This window comes from Pseudomonas sp. NPDC087612 (assembly GCF_044743505.1).
Classification (GTDB): domain Bacteria; phylum Pseudomonadota; class Gammaproteobacteria; order Pseudomonadales; family Pseudomonadaceae; genus Aquipseudomonas.
The window spans coordinates 493,093-512,068 of record NZ_JBIUWO010000002.1; the positions used below are offsets into that span (position 1 = coordinate 493,093).

24 protein-coding genes are annotated in these 18,976 nt (G+C 64.6%); 18 read left to right on the forward strand and 6 right to left on the reverse strand.

Translation table 11 applies throughout. The features are described from left to right. The first annotated feature begins 48 nt into the window (after positions 1-48). Genes ccmA through ACIOVF_RS06005 form a run of 12 tightly spaced genes read left to right on the forward strand, consistent with a single transcriptional unit; the run spans position 49 to position 8,838 of the window. Positions 49-681, forward strand: a complete 633-nt coding sequence (gene ccmA / locus ACIOVF_RS05950) for a cytochrome c biogenesis heme-transporting ATPase CcmA (protein ID WP_123568059.1) — start codon at positions 49-51, stop codon at positions 679-681. Further along, the gene (gene ccmB, locus ACIOVF_RS05955) at positions 678-1,346 is read left to right on the forward strand and encodes a heme exporter protein CcmB (protein WP_026001415.1); all 669 of its coding nucleotides are present in this window, start codon (positions 678-680) and stop codon (positions 1,344-1,346) included. Before ccmA ends, ccmB begins: the two co-directional genes overlap by 4 nt. Positions 1,347-1,389: 43 nt before the next feature. Next, positions 1,390-2,166 (forward strand): heme ABC transporter permease, encoded by a 777-nt coding sequence (locus tag ACIOVF_RS05960; protein ID WP_038996353.1) that lies wholly within the window; start codon positions 1,390-1,392, stop codon positions 2,164-2,166. Continuing rightward, on the forward strand, positions 2,163-2,339 hold the full coding sequence (gene ccmD / locus ACIOVF_RS05965) for a heme exporter protein CcmD (protein WP_038996352.1): 177 nt from the start codon (positions 2,163-2,165) through the stop codon (positions 2,337-2,339). The genes ACIOVF_RS05960 and ccmD overlap by 4 nt, the downstream gene beginning before the upstream one ends. Continuing rightward, the gene (gene ccmE / locus ACIOVF_RS05970) at positions 2,336-2,791 is read left to right on the forward strand and encodes a cytochrome c maturation protein CcmE (protein ID WP_045200340.1); all 456 of its coding nucleotides are present in this window, start codon (positions 2,336-2,338) and stop codon (positions 2,789-2,791) included. The genes ccmD and ccmE overlap by 4 nt, the downstream gene beginning before the upstream one ends. A gap of 11 nt (positions 2,792-2,802) precedes the next feature. Then, the gene (locus ACIOVF_RS05975; RefSeq protein WP_176794336.1) at positions 2,803-4,776 is read left to right on the forward strand and encodes a heme lyase CcmF/NrfE family subunit; all 1,974 of its coding nucleotides are present in this window, start codon (positions 2,803-2,805) and stop codon (positions 4,774-4,776) included. Further along, on the forward strand, positions 4,773-5,306 hold the full coding sequence (locus ACIOVF_RS05980) for a DsbE family thiol:disulfide interchange protein (RefSeq protein WP_045200344.1): 534 nt from the start codon (positions 4,773-4,775) through the stop codon (positions 5,304-5,306). The genes ACIOVF_RS05975 and ACIOVF_RS05980 overlap by 4 nt, the downstream gene beginning before the upstream one ends. Continuing rightward, the gene (locus tag ACIOVF_RS05985) at positions 5,303-5,779 is read left to right on the forward strand and encodes a cytochrome c-type biogenesis protein (protein ID WP_045200346.1); all 477 of its coding nucleotides are present in this window, start codon (positions 5,303-5,305) and stop codon (positions 5,777-5,779) included. The genes ACIOVF_RS05980 and ACIOVF_RS05985 overlap by 4 nt, the downstream gene beginning before the upstream one ends. Then, positions 5,772-6,974: a c-type cytochrome biogenesis protein CcmI gene (ccmI, locus tag ACIOVF_RS05990; RefSeq protein ID WP_401288154.1), complete on the forward strand. Its 1,203-nt coding sequence runs from the start codon at positions 5,772-5,774 to the stop codon at positions 6,972-6,974. The genes ACIOVF_RS05985 and ccmI overlap by 8 nt, the downstream gene beginning before the upstream one ends. Before the next feature lie 10 nt (positions 6,975-6,984). Further along, positions 6,985-7,398, forward strand: coding sequence for a lipoprotein (locus ACIOVF_RS05995; protein WP_045200350.1), 414 nt, complete (start codon positions 6,985-6,987; stop codon positions 7,396-7,398). A 47-nt stretch (positions 7,399-7,445) separates the two neighbouring features. Next, positions 7,446-8,384: a 2-hydroxyacid dehydrogenase gene (locus ACIOVF_RS06000; RefSeq protein WP_401288157.1), complete on the forward strand. Its 939-nt coding sequence runs from the start codon at positions 7,446-7,448 to the stop codon at positions 8,382-8,384. Between the two features lie 46 nt (positions 8,385-8,430). Beyond that, complete coding sequence (locus ACIOVF_RS06005; RefSeq protein WP_401288160.1) at positions 8,431-8,838, forward strand: GFA family protein; 408 nt, start codon at positions 8,431-8,433, stop codon at positions 8,836-8,838. Here the strand turns inward: ACIOVF_RS06005 and ACIOVF_RS06010 are convergent. After that, positions 8,831-9,724 (reverse strand): LysR substrate-binding domain-containing protein, encoded by an 894-nt coding sequence (locus ACIOVF_RS06010; RefSeq protein WP_045200356.1) that lies wholly within the window; start codon positions 9,722-9,724, stop codon positions 8,831-8,833. The two genes, ACIOVF_RS06005 and ACIOVF_RS06010, sit on opposite strands and share 8 nt — an antisense overlap. Positions 9,725-9,877: 153 nt before the next feature. On the opposite strand from ACIOVF_RS06010, the gene ACIOVF_RS06015 reads away from it, so the two are divergent. From ACIOVF_RS06015 to ACIOVF_RS06025, 3 genes are all read left to right on the forward strand, one after another. After that, positions 9,878-10,816 carry a DMT family transporter gene (locus tag ACIOVF_RS06015; protein WP_258610104.1) on the forward strand — a complete coding sequence of 313 codons (939 nt, stop codon included), beginning with the start codon at positions 9,878-9,880 and terminating at the stop codon, positions 10,814-10,816. Positions 10,817-10,895: 79 nt separating this feature from the next. After that, positions 10,896-11,234, forward strand: a complete 339-nt coding sequence (locus ACIOVF_RS06020; RefSeq protein WP_401288164.1) for an FKBP-type peptidyl-prolyl cis-trans isomerase — start codon at positions 10,896-10,898, stop codon at positions 11,232-11,234. A gap of 209 nt (positions 11,235-11,443) precedes the next feature. Next, positions 11,444-12,106, forward strand: coding sequence for a hypothetical protein (locus tag ACIOVF_RS06025; protein ID WP_045200362.1), 663 nt, complete (start codon positions 11,444-11,446; stop codon positions 12,104-12,106). Between the two features lie 3 nt (positions 12,107-12,109). Here the strand turns inward: ACIOVF_RS06025 and ACIOVF_RS06030 are convergent, their stop codons facing one another. Genes ACIOVF_RS06030 through ACIOVF_RS06040 form a run of 3 tightly spaced genes read right to left on the reverse strand, consistent with a single transcriptional unit; the run spans position 12,110 to position 14,510 of the window. Next, positions 12,110-12,796, reverse strand: coding sequence for a hypothetical protein (locus ACIOVF_RS06030; protein WP_401288167.1), 687 nt, complete (start codon positions 12,794-12,796; stop codon positions 12,110-12,112). Further along, positions 12,793-13,542 carry a hypothetical protein gene (locus ACIOVF_RS06035; protein WP_401288170.1) on the reverse strand — a complete coding sequence of 250 codons (750 nt, stop codon included), beginning with the start codon at positions 13,540-13,542 and terminating at the stop codon, positions 12,793-12,795. Before ACIOVF_RS06035 ends, ACIOVF_RS06030 begins: the two co-directional genes overlap by 4 nt. A 44-nt stretch (positions 13,543-13,586) precedes the next feature. Beyond that, on the reverse strand, positions 13,587-14,510 hold the full coding sequence (locus tag ACIOVF_RS06040; RefSeq protein WP_213602043.1) for a LysR family transcriptional regulator: 924 nt from the start codon (positions 14,508-14,510) through the stop codon (positions 13,587-13,589). Between the two features lie 105 nt (positions 14,511-14,615). Here ACIOVF_RS06040 and ACIOVF_RS06045 point away from each other — a divergent pair, with 105 nt between their 5' ends. Together ACIOVF_RS06045 and ACIOVF_RS06050 are read left to right on the forward strand one after the other, a co-directional pair. Then, positions 14,616-15,857 (forward strand): D-amino acid dehydrogenase, encoded by a 1,242-nt coding sequence (locus tag ACIOVF_RS06045; protein WP_401288173.1) that lies wholly within the window; start codon positions 14,616-14,618, stop codon positions 15,855-15,857. Positions 15,858-15,892: 35 nt separating this feature from the next. Beyond that, on the forward strand, positions 15,893-16,804 hold the full coding sequence (locus ACIOVF_RS06050) for a transporter substrate-binding domain-containing protein (RefSeq protein ID WP_177329173.1): 912 nt from the start codon (positions 15,893-15,895) through the stop codon (positions 16,802-16,804). 14 nt (positions 16,805-16,818) lie between these two features. On the opposite strand, the gene ACIOVF_RS06055 is transcribed toward ACIOVF_RS06050, so the two are convergent. Beyond that, the gene (locus tag ACIOVF_RS06055; protein WP_045200368.1) at positions 16,819-17,256 is read right to left on the reverse strand and encodes an Lrp/AsnC family transcriptional regulator; all 438 of its coding nucleotides are present in this window, start codon (positions 17,254-17,256) and stop codon (positions 16,819-16,821) included. Between the two features lie 131 nt (positions 17,257-17,387). Between ACIOVF_RS06055 and ACIOVF_RS06060 the strand changes: the two genes are divergently transcribed. Continuing rightward, the gene (locus tag ACIOVF_RS06060; RefSeq protein ID WP_093385546.1) at positions 17,388-18,293 is read left to right on the forward strand and encodes a DMT family transporter; all 906 of its coding nucleotides are present in this window, start codon (positions 17,388-17,390) and stop codon (positions 18,291-18,293) included. Here the strand turns inward: ACIOVF_RS06060 and ACIOVF_RS06065 are convergent. Further along, positions 18,280-18,972, reverse strand: a complete 693-nt coding sequence (locus ACIOVF_RS06065; RefSeq protein WP_045200372.1) for an alpha/beta hydrolase — start codon at positions 18,970-18,972, stop codon at positions 18,280-18,282. The two genes, ACIOVF_RS06060 and ACIOVF_RS06065, sit on opposite strands and share 14 nt — an antisense overlap. Positions 18,973-18,976: the final 4 nt, after the last annotated feature.

The following is an 18,976-nucleotide window of genomic DNA, read 5'->3' on the forward strand; positions in this document are numbered from 1 at the left end:
AAGGCCGGGACCGACTTGAGACAGGCATCCCAAGCATAAGGCGAAACCGTGACCCCTCATCTCCAAGCCGTGGGCCTGGCCTGCGAGCGCGACTGGCGAATGCTCTTCGAAAACCTCGAATTGCACCTGGGCGCAGGCGACATGCTGCAGATCAGCGGCCCCAACGGCAGTGGCAAGACCAGCCTGTTGCGCCTGATGGCCGGGCTCATGAGCCCGACCGCCGGGCAGATTCTAGTCAGCGGCAAGCCATTGGCCGAGCAGCGCAACGAGCTGGCGCGGATCCTCCTGTGGATCGGCCACGCCGCCGGCATCAAGGATGTCCTCAGCCCCGAAGAGAACCTCGCCTGGCTCTGCGCTCTGCATCGCCCGGCAGCGCCGGCGGCCATCCGCACGGCCCTTGAAGCGGTCGGCCTGCGCGGCTTCGAAGACGTCCCCTGCCACACCCTGTCGGCCGGCCAGCAACGCCGCGTGGCCCTGGCCCGGCTGTACCTGGACAGCCCGCCGCTGTGGATTCTCGACGAACCCTTCACTGCCCTCGACAAACAGGGCGTGGCCCAGCTCGAAGCGCACCTGGCCGGCCATTGCGAGCAGGGCGGCATGGTCGTGCTGACCACCCACCACACGCTGGAGCGCAAGCCGTCCGGTTACCGTGAACTGAACCTGGGGCAGTGGGCCGCATGAGTGTCTTTGTGCTGTTGTTGCGCCGTGAAGCGCGCCTGTTGTGCCGACGTCCCGCCGAGCTTGCCAACCCGCTGGTGTTCTTCGCCATCGTCGTTGCGCTGTTCCCGTTGGCGGTCGGACCCGAGACTCAATTGTTGCAAACCTTGTCTCCGGGGCTGGTCTGGGTGGCAGCGCTTTTATCGGTTCTGCTCTCGCTGGACGGGCTTTTCCGCAGTGATTTCGAGGATGGCTCGCTCGAACAGTGGGTCCTTTCGTCGCACCCCCTGCCTCTTCTGGTGCTGGCGAAAGTGCTGGCACACTGGGCCTTTTCCGGCCTGGCACTGGTATTGTTGGCACCCTTGCTGGCACTGATGCTAGGTTTGCCTGCGGCGTGCCTGCCGGTACTGCTGGCATCGCTCTTGCTCGGTACCCCGGTACTGAGCCTGTTGGGCGCCGTGGGTGCGGCCCTGACAGTCGGCTTGAAACGTGGCGGCCTGCTGCTGGCGCTACTTATTTTGCCGTTATATATCCCGGTATTGATCCTGGGCAGTGGCGCCTTGCAGGCGGCACTGCAAGCTATGCCGGCGACCGGTTATCTGCTCTGGCTTGGCAGCCTGACCGCCCTGGCAGTAACTCTGGCACCCTTTGCAATAGCGGCTGGCCTGAAGATCAGCGTCGGCGAATAATGAGGTCTGGGCCCAGCCCAGCAAAGACCCTGGATGTACCGTGATGAAAAGCAGCGCAATCAGCTGGACGTGGTTTCACAAACTGGGTTCACCCAAATGGTTCTATTCCATCAGCGGGCGGATGCTGCCGTGGCTGGCGATTGCCGCCATCCTGCTGATCGGCATCGGCGTTGTCTGGGGCCTGGCCTTCGCGCCCCAGGATTACCAGCAAGGTAACAGCTTCCGGATCATCTACATCCACGTGCCGGCGGCGATGCTTGCCCAGTCCTGCTACGTGATGCTGGCGGTGGCCGGGGTGGTGGGCCTGGTGTGGAAGATGAAGATCGCCGACGTCGCCCTGCAATGCGCGGCGCCCATCGGCGCGTGGATGACCGCCGTGGCGCTGGTCACCGGCGCCATCTGGGGCAAGCCGACCTGGGGCAGCTGGTGGGTCTGGGATGCGCGACTGACGTCGATGCTGATCCTGCTTTTTCTGTACTTCGGTCTCATTGCCCTGAGCCATGCCATCAGCAATCGTGAGAGCGCGGCCAAGGCCTGCGCGGTGCTGGCCATCGTCGGGGTGATCAACATCCCGATCATCAAGTACTCGGTGGAGTGGTGGAACACCCTGCACCAGGGCGCCACCTTCACCCTCACCGAAAAGCCGGCGATGCCCGCCGAGATGTGGCTGCCGCTGCTGCTGACGGTGCTGGGTTTCTACTGCTTCTTCGGCGCCGTGCTGTTGCTGCGCATGCGCCTTGAAGTGCTCAAGCGCGAGGCGCGCGCCAGCTGGGTCAAGGAGGAGGTATTGAACAGCCTGGGTCGGGAGATGGCGCGATGAGCTTTGCCTCCTTCAGTGATTTTCTCGCCATGGGCCATCACGGCCTGTACGTCTGGTCGGCCTACGGCATCTGCCTGCTGGTGCTGGCCCTCAACGTCGCCGCGCCGGTGCGCGCCAAGCGCCGTTATTTGCAAGAACAGGCGCGCCGTCTGCGCCGGGAGAACAAACCGTGAATCCGCAGCGTAAAAAGCGTCTGTTCATCATCCTCGGCCTGCTGGCCGGGATTGGCATTGCCGTGGGCCTGGCCCTGAGTGCCCTGCAACAGAACATCAACCTGTTCTACACCCCGACCCAGATCGCCAACGGCGAAGCGCCGCTGGACACCCGCATCCGCGCTGGCGGCATGGTCGAGAAAGGCTCGCTGCAACGCTCCGGCGACTCGCTGGACGTGCGCTTCGTGGTCACCGACTTCAACAAATCGGTGCCGATCACCTACCGCGGCATCCTCCCCGACCTGTTCCGCGAAGGGCAGGGCATCGTCGCCCTGGGCAAGCTCAACGCCGAAGGCGTGGTAGTGGCCGATGAAGTGCTGGCCAAACACGACGAGAAATACATGCCGCCAGAGGTCACCAAGGCCCTCAAGGAAAGCGGCCAGGTCGCCACCGATGCCGGAGCCAAGCCATGAATGCGGCACTGATCATTCCTGAACTGGGCCAGTTGGCGATGATCCTGGCGATCTGCTTCGCCTGTGTCCAGGCCACCATCCCGCTGCTCGGCGCCTGGCGCGGCGACAGCCTGTGGATGAGCCTGGCGCGCCCGGCCGCCTGGGGCCAGTTCGCCTTTCTGGCGTTCGCCTTCGCCTGCCTGACCCACGCCTTCATGACCGACAACTTCTCGGTCGCCTATGTGGCCAACAACTCCAACAGCGCCTTGCCCTGGTACTTCAAGTTCAGCGCTGTGTGGGGCGCCCACGAGGGCTCGCTGCTGCTGTGGGCGATGATCCTCGGCGGCTGGACCTTTGCCGTGTCGATCTTCTCCCGGCAATTGCCGCAGGTGATGCTGGCGCGGGTGCTGGCGGTGATGGGCATGATCAGCGTCGGCTTCCTGTCGTTCCTGATCATCACCTCCAACCCGTTCAAGCGCCTGCTGCCGCAGATGCCGAGTGACGGCGCCGACCTCAACCCGCTGCTGCAGGACATCGGCCTGATCGTTCACCCGCCGATGCTGTACATGGGCTACGTGGGCTTCTCGGTGGCCTTCGCCTTCGCCATCGCCGCCTTGCTTGGCGGGCGCCTGGACGCCGCCTGGGCGCGCTGGTCGCGGCCGTGGACCATCGTCGCCTGGGCCTTCCTCGGTATCGGCATCACCCTCGGTTCCTGGTGGGCCTATTACGAGCTGGGCTGGGGCGGCTGGTGGTTCTGGGACCCGGTCGAGAACGCCTCGTTCATGCCCTGGCTGGTCGGCACCGCGCTGATTCACTCGCTGGCGGTCACCGAGAAGCGCGGCGTGTTCAAGAGCTGGACGGTGCTGTTGGCCATTGCCGCGTTCTCCCTGAGCCTGCTGGGTACCTTCCTGGTGCGTTCCGGGGTACTGACCTCGGTGCATGCCTTCGCCTCCGACCCTGAGCGCGGCATCTTCATCCTGATCTTCCTGCTGTTCGTGGTCGGCGGTTCGCTGACCCTGTTCGCCCTGCGCGCGCCAGTGGTCAAGAGCCAGGTCGGCTTTGCCCTGTGGTCGCGGGAAACCCTGCTGCTGGCCAATAATCTGATACTGGTGGTGGCGGCGTCGATGATCCTGCTCGGCACCCTTTACCCGCTGATTCTCGATGCCCTGACCGGGGCCAAGCTGTCGGTCGGCCCGCCGTACTTCGATGCGCTGTTCATCCCGTTGATGGCGCTGTTGATGGTGGTCATGGCGGTGGGCGTGCTGGTGCGCTGGAAAGACACCCCGAGCAAATGGCTGCTGGGCATGCTCACCCCGGTGCTGATCGCCAGCGCCGTGCTGGCGCCGATCGGCGGCCTGCTGGTGGATGACTTTGACTGGCAGGTGCTGACCACCTTTGCCCTGGCTGCGTGGATTGTCCTGGCCGGGGCCCGCGACATCCTCGACAAGACCCGCCACAAAGGCTTGTTCAAGGGCCTGCGCGGCCTCAACCGCAGCTACTGGGGCATGCACGTCGCCCACCTGGGCCTGGCGGTGTGCGCCCTGGGCGTGGTGCTGTCGAGCAACAACAGCGCCGAACGCGACCTGCGCCTGGCGCCGGGCGAGTCGGTGGAGCTGGCCGGTTACCAGTTCATCTTCGAGGGCGCCAAGCATTTTGAGGGGCCGAACTTCACCTCCGACAAGGGCACCGTGCGGGTGGTCGAAAACGGTCGTGAGATCAGCGTGCTGCACCCGGAAAAACGCCTGTACACCGTGCAGCAGTCGATGATGACCGAAGCCGGCATCGATGCCGGTTTCACCCGTGATCTCTACGTCGCCCTCGGCGAGCCGCTGGATAACGGCGCCTGGGCGGTGCGGGTGCACGTCAAGCCGTTTGTGCGCTGGATCTGGCTGGGCGGCCTGCTGACCGGCCTGGGCGGTTTGCTGGCGGCACTGGATGGTCGCTATCGCGTCAAGGTCAAAACCCGTGTGCGTGAGGCACTGGGCATGTCTGGAGCTACTGCATGAAGCGTTGGATCATGGTGCTGCCGCTGGCGGTGTTTCTGCTGGTGGCGGTGTTTCTCTACCGCGGGCTGTTCCTCGACCCGAGCGAACTGCCCTCGGCGATGATCGGCAAGCCGTTCCCGGCCTTTGCCCTGCAATCGGTCGACGGCAAGCCGCTGACCGAGGCCGACCTGCTCGGCAAGCCGGCGCTGGTCAACGTCTGGGCCACCTGGTGCCCGTCGTGCAAGGTCGAGCACCCGTACCTGAACAAGCTGGCCGAGCAGGGCGTGGTGATCCACGGCGTCAACTACAAGGACGACAACGCCGCCGCACTGAAGTGGCTGGCCGAGTTCCACAACCCCTACCAGCTCGACATCCGTGACGAGCAGGGCAGCCTGGGCCTGGACCTGGGTGTTTATGGCGCGCCGGAAACCTTCCTGATCGATGCCAAGGGCGTCATCCGCTACAAGCACGTCGGGGTGGTTGACGCGACCGTTTGGCGCGAGCAACTGGCGCCGCAGTACCAGAGCCTGGTCGATGAGGCCAAGCCATGAAGCGCTGGCTGGCGGCCGCCGTGCTCGGCCTGAGCCTGGCCGGGGTAACCCAGGCGGCGATCGATACCTACCAGTTTGCCGATGAGGCGGAACGCGCGCGTTATCACGAGCTGACCAAGGAACTGCGCTGCCCCAAGTGCCAGAACCAGGACATCGCCGACTCCAACGCACCGATTGCCGCCGACCTGCGCCGGGAGATCTTCCGCATGCTCGGCGAGGGCCAGAGCAATCAGCAGATCATCGACTTCATGGTCGATCGCTACGGTGATTTCGTCCGCTACAAACCGGCCCTGAGCGCCCGCACCTGGCTGCTCTGGTTTGGCCCTGGCGTGTTGCTGCTGGGCGGCTTCACCGTGCTCGCGCTGATCGTGCGCAAGCGCCGTGGCCAGGCGGCAGCAGGCAACGCCGACCTTTCGTCCGAGGAGCGTGAGCGCCTCGCCAAATTGCTGGACAAAGAACAGACCCATGACTGATTTCTGGCTTGCTGCAGGCCTGCTGTTGCTGGTGGCCCTGAGCTTTTTGCTGATCCCGGTGTTGCGCGGCCGTCGTGCGCAACAGGAAGAAGACCGTACCGCCCTCAACGTCGCCCTGTATCAGGAGCGCGTCGCCGAACTGGCAAGCCAGCAGGCCGCCGGGGTGCTCGATGCCGAGCAGTTCGGCAAGGGCCGCGACGAGGCCGCGCGCGAGCTGCTGGCAGACACCGAGGGCGCTGAACCGCAGCGCCTGGGCCGCCTGGGCAAACCCTTGCCGCTGCTGGCGGCGGTGCTGGTGCCGCTGATGGGCCTGGGCCTGTACCTGCACTTTGGTGCCAGCGAGCAGGTCGAGCTGACCCAGCAGTTCGCCAAGGCGCCGCAGTCCATGGAAGAAATGACCCGCCGCCTGGAGCTGGCCGTCAAGGCCCAGCCGGATTCGGCCGAAGGCTTGTACTTCCTTGGCCGTGCCTACATGGCCCAGGAGCGTCCGGCCGACGCCGCCAACGTCTTCGAGCGTGCCGCCGCGGTTGCCGGGCGCCAGCCGGAGCTGCTCGGGCAGTGGGCGCAGGCGCTGTACTTTGCCAACAACAAGCAATGGAGCGGGCAATTGCAGGCCCTCACCGACGAAGCGCTCAAGGCCGACCCCAACGAAGTCACCAGCCTTGGCCTGCTGGGCATCGCTGCGTTCGAGGCCGAGCATTACCAGCAAGCCATCGATTACTGGAACCGCCTGCTGGCGCAACTGCCCGAGGGCGACGCCTCGCGGGCAGCGTTGCAGGGCGGTATCGAGCGCGCCAGCGACAAGCTCAAGGCCGGCGAGGGCAAGGCCGCACCGGCAGTTGCCGAGCAGGGCACGGCACGCCTGAAGGTTCGGGTCGAGCTTGCGGCGGCGCTCAAGGACAAGGTCAAGGCCGATGACACTGTATTCATCTTTGCCCGTGCAAGTTCCGGCCCGCCGATGCCGCTGGCGGCCAAGCGGGTAACCGTGGCGCAGTTGCCGATCGAGGTCGAGCTGAGCGACAGCGACGCGATGATGCCGAACATGAAACTGTCGAGCTTCCCTGAAGTCCAACTGGTTGCGCGCATCTCTCGCGCTGGCCAGCCGACCCAGGGCGAATGGGTTGGCAAGGGTGCTCCGCTGGCCAGCAGCACGACCGCTGCGCAGTACCTGACCATCGACAGCCCGGACCAGTAAGAGACCGACTATGAACAGCATCGCACGCCTGACCCTTCTTTCCCTGGTTGTGGGCTTGAGTGCATGTACCGTTCACCAGCCCTCCGAACCCACCGCGCCGCCAATCGAAACCCTGCCACCGGGCCCGGGCAGCAAGCCTGCGCCCAAGCCGGGCGCGGTGCCAAGCAAGCCGGCCGTGACCCCGGTGCCCAAGCCAGTGCAGCGTACCTCACCGAGCTTTGCGCCTCCGCCCGGTGGCGCCAGCCACTGGGACCCGCGCCTGGGCGTGTATGTGCTCGACGGCAAGACCAACACCTTCTATCGCCAGCGCACCTACTACCGCTGGAACAACGGCTGGAGCTGGTCGACCAACCTCAACGGCCCCTGGCAGGAAACCGACAGCAGTGGCGTGCCAGGCGGTCTGGGCCGGGCTTTCGCCCAGTAACCTGAGCTGCGCATAATGCCCCCTCGCCAATAGCCCGGGAGCAAGGCATGACACAGACGGTACTGGTGCTGGTAGAAACGGTCGACGGCTACCTTCCCCTGTTGGAACACAACGGCTTTCGCCTGATCCGCGCGCAGACCCCGGCCTTGCGCGCCGAGGCCATTGCCCGCCATGGCAGCCAGATAGATGCAGTGCTGACCCGGGGTCCGCTGGGCCTGTACGCCGATGAAATGGCCGCGTTGCCCGCCTTGAAAATCATCTGCGTGATCGGTGCCGGTTACGAGCAGGTCGACCTTGCGGCCGCTGCTGCCCGGGGTATTACCGTGACCAACGGCGCTGGCGCCAATGCCACGGCGGTCGCCGACCATGCCATGGCCTTGCTGCTGGCGGTGGTGCGCGATATTCCCCGCGCCGATGCCTCGACCCGCCGTGGCGAGTGGAACCGGGTGATCAGCCCGTCGGTCAGCGGCAAGCGCCTGGGCATTCTCGGCCTCGGCGCGGTCGGCCTGGCAATCGCCAAGCGGGCGGCGCAGGGCTTCGACATGCCGGTGAATTACCACAACCGCACGCCGCGTAGCGACGTCGCTTATCACTATTGCGACAGCCCTTTGGCCTTGGCCCGGGAATCGGACTTTCTGATTGTCGCCACCCCGGGCGGCGCCGCTACTCGCCAGTTGATCGACAAGCCGGTGCTTGAAGCGCTGGGGGCAGAGGGCTTTCTGGTCAACATCGCCCGGGCCAGCGTCGTCAGCACGGCGGACCTGGTCGATGCCTTGGAAAACGGCGTGATCGCCGGTGCCGGGCTCGATGTGTTCGATGACGAACCGGCAGTGCCCGAAGCCCTCAAGGCCTTGCCCACGGTAGTGCTGACCCCGCACGTCGCCGGCCAGTCGCCGGAAGCGGCGCGCGACACCGTGCAACTGGTGCTACGCAACTTGCAGGCGTTTTTTGCCGGCGAGCCGGTGCTGACCCCGGTCACGGCCTGACAGCTGCTAGACTTGCCGGCTCTTCTCCCAGCAAGGAGCCTTGATCATGTCCCTGGAAAAACACGGTAGCTGCCTGTGCGGCGCCGTCAAACTCAGCGTCAGCCTTGAGACAGCCAGCGTCAACGCCTGCCATTGCGGCATGTGCCGGCAGTGGGGCGGCGGGCCGTTTTTGTCGGTGCACTGCGCGCAGCCGGTGAAGTTCACCCGCGGCCAGCCGGTGTTCCATGACTCCTCCGACTGGGCCCAGCGCGGGTTCTGCGGCGCCTGTGGCACGCACCTGTTGTACCGGCTGAAATCCGGCAATTTCGACGCGGTGTCGGTGGGTGTACTTGAGGGTGACACCGACTGGGTGTTCGATCTGCAGGTGTATGTCGACAAAAAGCCGGGCTACTACTGCTTCGCCAACCAGACTGAAGAAATGACCGCGGCGCAAGTTGAGGCCATGTTCAGCTAAGCGCCAGCAACCAGTCCTCGAACACCTGCGCCGCCGGCGAGCGCAGGGCCTGTTTGTCGTGCACCAGGTAGTCGGCTTGCCCGGTGTGCACGACAAACTCCGAGACCTGGCGGATCAGGCCGTTGTCGATCCGCTCGCGGGCCATGAACTCCCAGCCAAGGCCCACGCCCATCCCCTGCATCACCGCATCGAACACCAGGTTGACCTGGTTGAAGGTCACCGCATTGGCCGGCGCCTGGTAGCGCAAGCCCTGATGGCCGAACCAGTCCTGCCAGTCCAGGCAGTTCCAGGCCGAGGCATCCAGCTGGATCAACGGCAAGGCTTGCAACGCACTCAGTGACTGCACAGCGGGCAGGGCACGTTTGACGCTGGCGATCGGGTAGATGGCCTCATCGAACAACTTGCTGGCCTTGAGCGAGCTCCAGTGGCCATGGCCATAGAGAATGCCGAAGTCGTAATTGCCAATATCGCTTTCGCTGATTTCGTTGCTGGCATGAATGTTCACCGTCAGCTCCGGGTGCTGTTCGTTGAAGCGCAGCAGGCGCGGAAACAACCAGTACTGGGCCACCGCATGGGTGCAGATGACGCTGACGTTGCGGCTGCCGTGGCCGCTTTTAAGACGCAGCACATTGGCCAGCAGGCTTTCCAGCATGGGCTCGACGATGGCATTGAAGCCGTCGCCGGCCGCCGTCAATGCGATGCCCCGGGCGCGGCGCTCGAACAGCAGCGCGCCGAGGTGCTGTTCCAGCAGCTTGATCTGTTTGCTCACCGCGCTCTGGGTCAGGTACAGCTCGCTGGCCGCGCGGGTAAAGCTGCCGGTACGCACCACTGCCTCGAACGCGATCAGGGTGTCCAGGGGCGGCAGGTGACGGCTGAAGCGGCTCATGTGACGGTCCGGTCTGGGGAATGTCTGAATCATAAGGTCGATGCTTTCAGCGTGAAAGGTATTCCTGCAGGGAATGCCTGCATGCCGAATGATCTTTTGTCCGGGCGCTGTCCAGGCGTTAGCCTGCGCTCTTCTTAGATCAGGAGCAGGCGCGTGAAACGGGGTGTGGCGTATGCCGGGGTAGCCGGTGCGATGTGGGGGCTGGTATTGATGGTGCCGCAGCTGTTGCCGGAGTTCAGCCCGGTGCTGCTCAGCTGCGCGCGTTTCGTGCTGTTCGGCCTGGTGACCCTGGTGCTGGCGATTCCCATGCGCAAGGCCCTCGCACGCCTGACCCTGGGCGACCTGTGGATGATCGGGCGCCTGGCGCTGATCGGCAACCTGCTGTACTTCATCTGCCTGGTGGCGGCGATCCAGCGCCTGGGTGTAGCGCCGGCGTCGTTGATTGTCGGCGTACTGCCGCTGACCATCACCCTGTATGGCCGTCACGACAGCGGCGGGGTGGCGCTGCGCCAGTTGTTGCTGCCGCTGGGCCTGATCCTGGCCGGCATGCTGTGCATCAACCTGCAGACCTTTGCCCTTGAGCCGGGAGCGGTGGCCGACAAACTGGCCGGGGTGCTGTATGCCCTCGGCGCGCTGGCCTGCTGGACCTGGTACGCGGTGCACAACAGCCGTTACCTCAAGCAGTGCGGGCATTTCGACAGCCATCAATGGTCGGTGCTCAACGGGGTGATGACCGGCGTGTTGAGCCTGGTGCTGGTGGCGCTGCTGGCACTGTGGCAGCCGGCGCAGTTGCAGGTCGAGGCGGCGCCTGAGCGCTGGACGCTGTTCTGGCTGTACAGCCTGGGTTGCGCGGTGTTCGGCTCGTGGCTGGCGGCGCTGCTGTGGAATGCCGCGTCCAAGCGCATGCCAGTGACGTTGAGCGGCCAGTTGATCGTCTTCGAGACCCTGTTCGCTTTGCTCTACGCCTTCATCTGGCGTCAAAGCGGCCCGAGCCTGCTGGAGGGCCTGGCGATTGTCCTGGTGATCGGCGGCGTCTGCTGGTCGATGCGCCAGCACGAGCCGGGCAGGGTGGTGGTGACTGCCCAAGCTTGATCGCTGGCCTTGCAAAACCTCGCCAACCCTGCGAAAACGCTGGCCACCAAAGGTATATCCCGCTTCAACGAGGTCAAGCATGAGCAGCGAACTGCAAATCATCGATATCCAGCCAGGCGACGGCAAGGCCGTGGTCAAGGGCGCGCTGATCACCACCCAGTACACCGGCTGGCTCGCCGACGGCACGGAGTTCGACTCCTCCCACAGCCGCGGCAAGCCGTTTCAGTGCGTGATAGGCAGCGGCCGGGTGATCAAGGGCTGGGACCAGGGCCTGATGGGCATGCAGGTCGGCGGCAAACGCAAACTGCTGGTGCCGGCGCACCTGGGCTATGGCGAGCGCAGCATGGGCAAGATCCCGCCCAACTCCGACCTGACCTTCGAGATCGAGCTGCTCGAAGTCCTTACCCGCGACGATTGAGCGCCGTCGGTCTTAATTCAGCAACATCAAGGCGCTACAGTAGCTCTGGCTCAGGGCCGAGCGCTCAGGGATCGAACCAAATGGCATTCTTGCACTCTGAAGCATGCCCGATTCCACGGATGGAGCATCAGACAGGGATCCCCCCGCGGCTTCGGCCGCGGGGTGGCACAGGCGGGTCAGCCTCAACCCTTTTTGCTGTGAAGAGCCCTATGAAGTTGCCCTCCCTGTTCAAGCGTCACCGTCACGCTGCGTTGTCCCTTGCCCTGCTTGCCGGTGTCGGCCTGCTGGCCGTCGAGGCGCTGGAAAGCCGCGCAGCACCTGTGGACGGTGTGCAGACCCTGGTGTTCCTGCGTCATGCCGAAAAGCCCGGCGAGGGCCTGGGGCAGCTCAACTGCCAGGGCCTGAACCGCGCCCTGGACCTGGCCACCTTGCTGCCGGAGAAGTTCGGCAAGGCCGACTATGTGTTCGCGGCCAACCCGTCCCGGCACGTCGAAGAGGGCAGCAACGACGACGCCTACAGCTATATCCGCCCGCTGATGACCATCAGCCCCAGTGCCATCAAGCTCGGCCTGCCGGTGAACATCGACTTCGGCGCCAACGATACCGGCGATCTGGCCGACGAACTGCTGCAGGACAAGTACCGCAACGCCACCGTCTATACCGCCTGGTCCCACGGCTACCTGCCGGAACTGATCAACACCGTGGCCGGCAAGGCCCTCGGTGAAAAACGGGTGATCACCGACGACTGGGACGGCGAGGACTTCGACTCGATGTACGTACTGACCCTGACCTGGCACGACGGCAAGGCCAGCCTGCTCAGCCGCAACTACAAGCAGGGCCTGAACAACGGCGAGCACAGCTGCCCGAGCTGACACTCAGTTCAGCGCTTCGAACTGCCCCTTGGCCTCGCGCCATTCAAACACCTTGCCCAGGCAATAGCTGTTGGCTTCCAGCAGCACCTGGGTACTGCCGCCTTCAAGACGCACCTTGACGCTGTCGATACCCTGGCTGTAGCAACCGGGCAGGCCTACGTCGAGGGTTTGCACGCGCTTGCCGCTGGCCTTGTCGATGACCTCGATGGTCTTCACCCGGTCGTGGTCATCGGCCAGCGGAATCTGGAAATAGAAACGCTCGGTAGAGGCCGCCTGGGGCAGTGCCGCAGTGCCGGCAGGCCAGACCTGTTGATGACCGAAGTCCGCTACCAGGCGCAACTCCAGGGGAAGCTGCCGGGCATTGGCGTAGGCCGTCCAAGTGCCGAGTATCGGCTGGGTGGCGGCGTTGTCATCGGGGTTGTAGAACTTCAGCCGAGCGGTGGGCAGACCGGCGCCGTCCAGTTCGTCCATGAACAACTGGCGGCCGGCGTTGACCGAGCGCTTGAGGCGGATCGGCGTGCGGTAGCGGTCGTAAAAGTAGAAACCGTGCTTGTAGTCATTGGTTTTCTCGATCACCAGGGTGATCGCCTGCTTGCCCAGGGTGCCCTGGTAAACGGACTGGTAAGCCTGGGCGCCCAGGCTCAGGCCGAGCAACCCGGCGCCCAGCAGGCATTTGCCCAAGGTGTTCATTGGTTGCGCTCCCTGGCTTGTTGCTCGGTCTTGAGCTCATAGCGATTGCTGTCGGCTTGATACACGTAGTACTGCGGGTCTTGCCCTGCAGCACCGCCGCTGGCCAATTGCCCGACCGGGATGGCCTTGAAATCGGTCATACCGTCAGCGTTGAAGTCGGCAAAACTCAGGCTCGCAGTGCCCTGGAAAAACAGCGCCAGGTTATCGATGACCTGCACCGGCTGGCCGCTGGTGCGATCGAGGACAGTGATGCGATCGATGGTGCCGACATACTCGCCGGCGGCCTTGTGTGCATGCACGCGAAATAGCCGGCGGCCGTCCAGCGGCAGTTGCAGCAGTTCGCCCTGCCAGGACGAATCCTGACGGTCGCTGAAGCGGGTCACGCGCTTGAGCGCCAGCGCCTGTCGTTCGCGGTTGCGCAGATCAACCCGGGTGCCGGTCAGCTCGCGGTCGTGGCTGAAGGCAAACGGCTGAATCAGTAGCGCAGCGGACGGCAGCTCCGGGTTGTTGAAGATGTTGATCAACAGCGGCAAGCGATAGTCATGGGGCGTGCGCTCAAGCGGGATCAGCCACTGGCGCTGTTTATCAAGCCAGTAACCCTCGAGGGTCTTGTGCTGGGCGTCGTAGGTCAGGGCGACTTCAATGGCGGTGTCGCCCTGGGTGCCGCGATAGACGTGCACGGGCGGCACGGCCAGGACGGTGGCACTGGCGAACAGCGCGGCAAACGCAATGAAAAGTCGAACCATACTGCGATCCTTGCAAAGGTGGGGGCGCAAGGATGGGCTGCTTGTCAGCGCTTTTCAAGGCGAGACGCGCGGCTGACGTGGGCGATCTGTTCTTCGGCCCGTTCGCTGAACAGTTGCAAGAGGTCGTCGAGCGTGTGCGGCTGGCTTTCGTTGGCGCGGGTCAGGGCGTACAGGGTAATCGGCAAGGCCGGATCCAACGGCCGCACCAGCGTTTGCGCCGACCCTTGGGCGGTGAACGGATCGATCAAGGCCAGCCCGGCTCCGGATTCGACCATGGCCCGGGCCAGGGAGTAGGTCTGCACCCGGATGCTGGTGCGCGGCGCCGGCTCAAGGTTCTTCAGGTACTGGCCGACCTGGGCGGCCAGCGGGTCGCTGCTGCTCAGGCCGATCAAGGGCGCATCGGCCAGTTCTTCAACTGCCAGCGCCAAGCCCTGGCTGTCTGCGCTCCAGTAGCCTTTGGGGGCCAGTGCCACCAGCTTGCCGTGGGCCAGGGGCTGGACATTCAGGCCGGGGTGTTCGGGGTGGCGCAAGGTCAGGGCGACATCGATTTCGCGCATCAGCAACTGCTGCACCAGCTCGCGGCTGTGCAGGCTCGACAGTTCGCATTCGGACTGCGGGTGGCGCTCGGCCCATTGGCGGATCACCGGCGCAAACAACGCCAGGGCCAGCGCCGGCGTCGCCCCGATGCGCAGGCTCATGCCCGGTTGCCGGCGCAGGCTGGCGGCCAGGCGCCGCACCCCTTCAACGCTGTCGCTGACCTTGTCGACTTCGCGTTCCAGGGCCAGGGCCTCGGGGGTGATCTGCAACTTGCCGCGCACCCGCAGGAACAGCGGGAAACCCAGCTGCGCTTCGGCGTGTTGGAGTATTTTCGACACCGCCGGCTGGGTGACGTGCAGCAACTGCGCGGCGCCGCTGATGGAGCCAGTCTGGCGGATGGCCTGGAACACTTCGATATGACGCAAGCGCATGGGGTAGCCCATAACCTTTGTTTATGGTCTGCCCATTTTTATTCATTATCGTCAGGCTGTCACCGGGCCTAGTCTGAAGGCCTTCAGATTGGCGGATGAAAGCACATGGCACAGCGGGTAACGGTGATCGGCGGCGGCGTGATTGGTCTGGCAACGGCCTACGCGCTGGTGCGCGAAGGCTTTGCCGTCGATCTGGTCGAGGCACGCGAGGGCCTGGCGGGCGGCACCAGCTTTGCCAATGGTGGGCAGTTGTCGTATCGCTATGTCGCGCCGCTGGCCGATGCCGGGGTGCCGTTGCAGGCGCTGGGCTGGCTGCTGCGCAGCGAGTCACCGCTCAAGTTACGCCCGCGCCTGGACCTGGCGCAGTGGCGCTGGATGGGCGCGTTCATGGCGGCGTGTCGCAGTTCGGTCAATCGCACCAATGCCGCACATCTGCTGCGCCTGGCCTTGCACAGCCAGGGTACGCTCAAGCAATGGCGCGAGGACGATGGCCTGGACGGCTTTGCCTGGCGGCGCAATGGCAAGCTGGTGACCTTTCGTAATCGCGCAACCTTTGCCCATGCCCGCCAGCACCTGCTCGACCCGCAGGGCCAGCAGGTGCTGGATGCGCAGGAGATCCGCGCGCTGGAACCGGCCCTGGCCGATGCGCCGTTCATTGGCGGGGTGTTCACCGCGGATGAAGAGGTCGCCGATTGTCATCGTTTCTGCCTGGCCCTGGTCGAGCGCCTGCAGGCGTCGGGGCATTGCCGCCTGATGCTCGGGCAGGCAGTGACGCGCATCCGCCACAGTGGTGGGGTAGTGCAGGCGCTGGAGCTGGGCGAGCAGGTCGTGCCGGTGGAGCGCCTGGTGCTGTGCGCCGGGCACCGCAGCGCCAGCCTCGGCCTGCCGGGGCTGCAGTTGCCGATCTATCCGCTCAAGGGCTACAGCCTGACCGCACCGATCAAGGCCGGGCAGCGGGCGCCGCAGGTAAGCATCACCGACTACGACCGCAAAATCGTCTATGCCCGCCTCGATGACCAACTGCGCGTCGCCGCCATGGTCGACATCGTCGGCTTTGATGAATCGCTCGATCCGGCACGGCTGGCCAGCATGCGCCAGTTGGCCGGGGCGACCTTGCCCGATGCCGCCGACTACGCCCAGGCCCGCGAATGGGCCGGCATGCGCCCGGCCACCCCCAGCGGCGTACCGTTGCTCGGGGCCACGGCGTACCGCAACCTGTGGCTCAATCTTGGCCATGGCGCCCTGGGTTTCACCCTGGCCTGCGCCAGTGGCCAGCTGTTGGCCGAACTGATCGCGGGTCGCGCGCCGTCAATCGACCTGCACGGCCTGACCCCGCGGGCGGCCTGAACCGAACAAGAACAACAACCGCAAGGAGTGTCCCGATGTCGATTACCCGTTTGCACCGTCCTGCTCTGCTTGCCCTGTCATTGTGCTTCGCGCAGCCGCTGCTGGCGCAAACGCCGGCGCTCAGCGGCAGCCTGAAGAAAATCGCCGAATCCGGCAGCATCACCCTCGGCTATCGCGACTCGTCCATTCCGTTTTCTTATGTGGGCGACCACAGCGGCAAGCCCATGGGCTATTCGGTCGATCTTGCGGCTGAGATCGTCAAGCACCTGCAGGCCAAGCTGGCGGTGCCGCCGCTCAAGGTGCGCTACAACCTGGTGACTTCGCAGACGCGCATCCCGCTGGTGCAGAACGGCACGGTCGATCTGGAGTGCGGCACCACCGGGGTCACCGCCGAGCGGCAGAAGCAGGTGGATTTCTCCTATGGCTTTATTTTCGTCAAAGGCCAGTTGCTGACCAAAAAAGACAGCGGCATCCAGGGCCTGGATGACCTCAAGGGCAAGAATGTGGTCAGCACCGCCGGCACCACCAACGAGAAGTACCTGAAGAACTACAACCTGGAGCACCGGTTGGGGGCTTCGGTGATCAGTGCCAAGGACCACGGCGAGGCGTTCATGATGCTGCAGTCCGGGCGCGCGGCGGCGTTCTACATGGATGATGCGCTGCTGTACGGCGAGCGGGCCAAGGCGCGCAATCCGCACGACTGGGTGGTGGTGGGCGAGGCGCAATCGAAGGAGATCTACAGTTGCATGGTGCGCAAGGGCGATGACGGCTTGCTGGCGCTGGTCAATGAAGCGTTGGCGGATGTCTATCGCAGCGGGCGCATCGAGTCGATCTACAACCGCTGGTTCCAGCAGCCGATCCCGCCCAATGGCCTGAACCTGGAGTTTGCGATGACCAGTGAACTGAAGGGCCTGATTGCCAGGCCGTCGAGTGAGCCGGTGCAGTAGTTTCTGCGCTGTTATCAGGCCATCGGCGGCAAGCGCCGTTTCACCGGGGTCTTCTTGACGATCGCGGTGTTGGTCTCGGCGTGGCTGTTGAGCTTGTCCAGCACGGTATCGAGCTCTTCCATCGAGCGCACGTGCAGGCGCGCGATAAAGCAGTCATCGCCGGTGACCTTGTCGCACTCGGTGAACTCGGGGATGGCCATGATCTGCCGCTCCACTTCCTGCAGTTGCCCGGGCAGCGGCCGCACGCGGACGATGGCCTGTAGCTGGTAGCCGAAGCAGCGCGGGTCGATCTCTACCGTGTAGCCCTTGAGCACGCCACGCTCTTCAAGGCGGCGCAGGCGTTCGCTGACGCTCGGTGCTGACAGCCCGCTGAGCTGCGCCAGGGCCTTGAGCGAGCGCCGCGAGTCTTCCATCAGTGCCTTGATCAACAGTTGGTCGATATCGTCGGTCATACAGGCCTCGTTAGGCAAAATGCGAAAACTGCCTTGATAGTAAAGGTACAAGGTCAGTCTAGCCTGTTTTATCCACTGGAACGGTCGCCGCTGCCCTTGCCATAATTTGCCCATCGTCAAGGAGGTGAGTGATGGACAGTTCAATCCGCCGTGGGTCGTTCGAGATGGTCGCCGCGATGTTGATATCCGGGACCATTGGCTGGTTCGTGCTGGTGTCCGGGCAACCGGTACTGGATGTGGTGTTCTGGCGCTGTGTGTTCGGTGCTGGCACCTTGCTGCTGATCTGCCTGGCCATGGGCTTTCTCAAGCCCGGTATCCTGACCCTGGCCACCTTCGCCCTGGCGGTACTCAGCGGCGTGGCCATCGTCGGCAACTGGGTGCTGCTGTTTGCCTCCTACTCACGCGCCTCGATTGCAATCGGCACTGCGGTATACAACGTCCAGCCGTTCATGCTGGTGGGCCTGGCGGCGCTGTTTCTCGGTGAGAAAATCACCGCGCCCAAGCTGTTCTGGCTAGCGGTCTCCTTTGCCGGCATGCTGGCGATCGTCAGTGCCCATGGCAGCCAGGATGGCACTGGCAACGACTACCTGCTGGGCATCGCCCTGGCCCTGGGCGCGGCGTTTCTGTATGCCGTGGCGGCGCTGATCATCAAGCGCCTGAGCGGCACGCCGCCGCACCTGATCGCGCTGATCCAGGTGTGCACCGGCATCCTCCTGCTGGCGCCCTGGGCCAATACCAGTGGCCTGCCGGGCGACGTCGGTGCGCTGGCCAGCCTGGTGACCCTGGGCATCGTCCACACCGGGGTGATGTATGTGCTGCTGTACGGCGCGATCCAGAAGCTGCCGACTGCCTTGACCGGGGCGCTGTCGTTCATCTACCCGATCGCAGCGATTTTCGTCGACTGGTTCGCCTTTGGCCATCGCCTGGCGCCGCTGCAATGGCTGGGTGTGGCCGCGATCCTGCTGGCCGCGGCCGGCATGCAGCAAGGCTGGTGGTTCAAGCCTGCGCTCAAGGCCCCGGCGGTCAAGCCAGACTGACGGCTGCGCGATCGATCAGGGCGGCCACTTCGGCGGCCCTGGACACCAGCGAGGCATGGCTGGCCTCCAGGGTCAGCAGCTCCTTGGGCTGCAGGCGTTCTGCCATGAGTTTCTGGTTGTCCGGGTGGATCATCCGGTCCTGGGTCGAGAGCTGGTACCAGCTGGGTTTGTGCTTCCATGCGGGCTCACCGATGGTGTCACCGAAGGTGCTGGCCAGTGGCGCCTTCTGGGTCACGCTCATCACCAACCCTTCATCCTTACTCAGGTCCTGGCAAAAGCTTTCGTGCAGTTTGTCGGGTTTGATCCACAGGTAGCCATCGCCATCCGGTTGCAGGTTGGCTGCCGCTTGCGGCGGGTTCTTGGCGGTGATGGCGCCGGGGCTTTCGCCGCTGTCGGGGGCGAAGGCGGCGATGTACACAAGGCCGGCGACATTGGCCTGGTTGCCCATCTGGGTAATCACCGCACCGCCGTAGGAATGCCCGACCAGCAGCACCTTGCCGGGTATCGAGGCGACCATTTTGCGCGTGCGTTCAGCGTCATCGGCAAGCGAGGTCAAGGGCATCTCCACCGCATGCAGGTTGCGGTGGCCCAGGCGTGACAGTTCGAGGATGACCCGGCTCCAGTGGGCGGCGCCGCCCCAGAAACCATGGACCAGGACTATGGACGGAGTGTCGCTCATGATC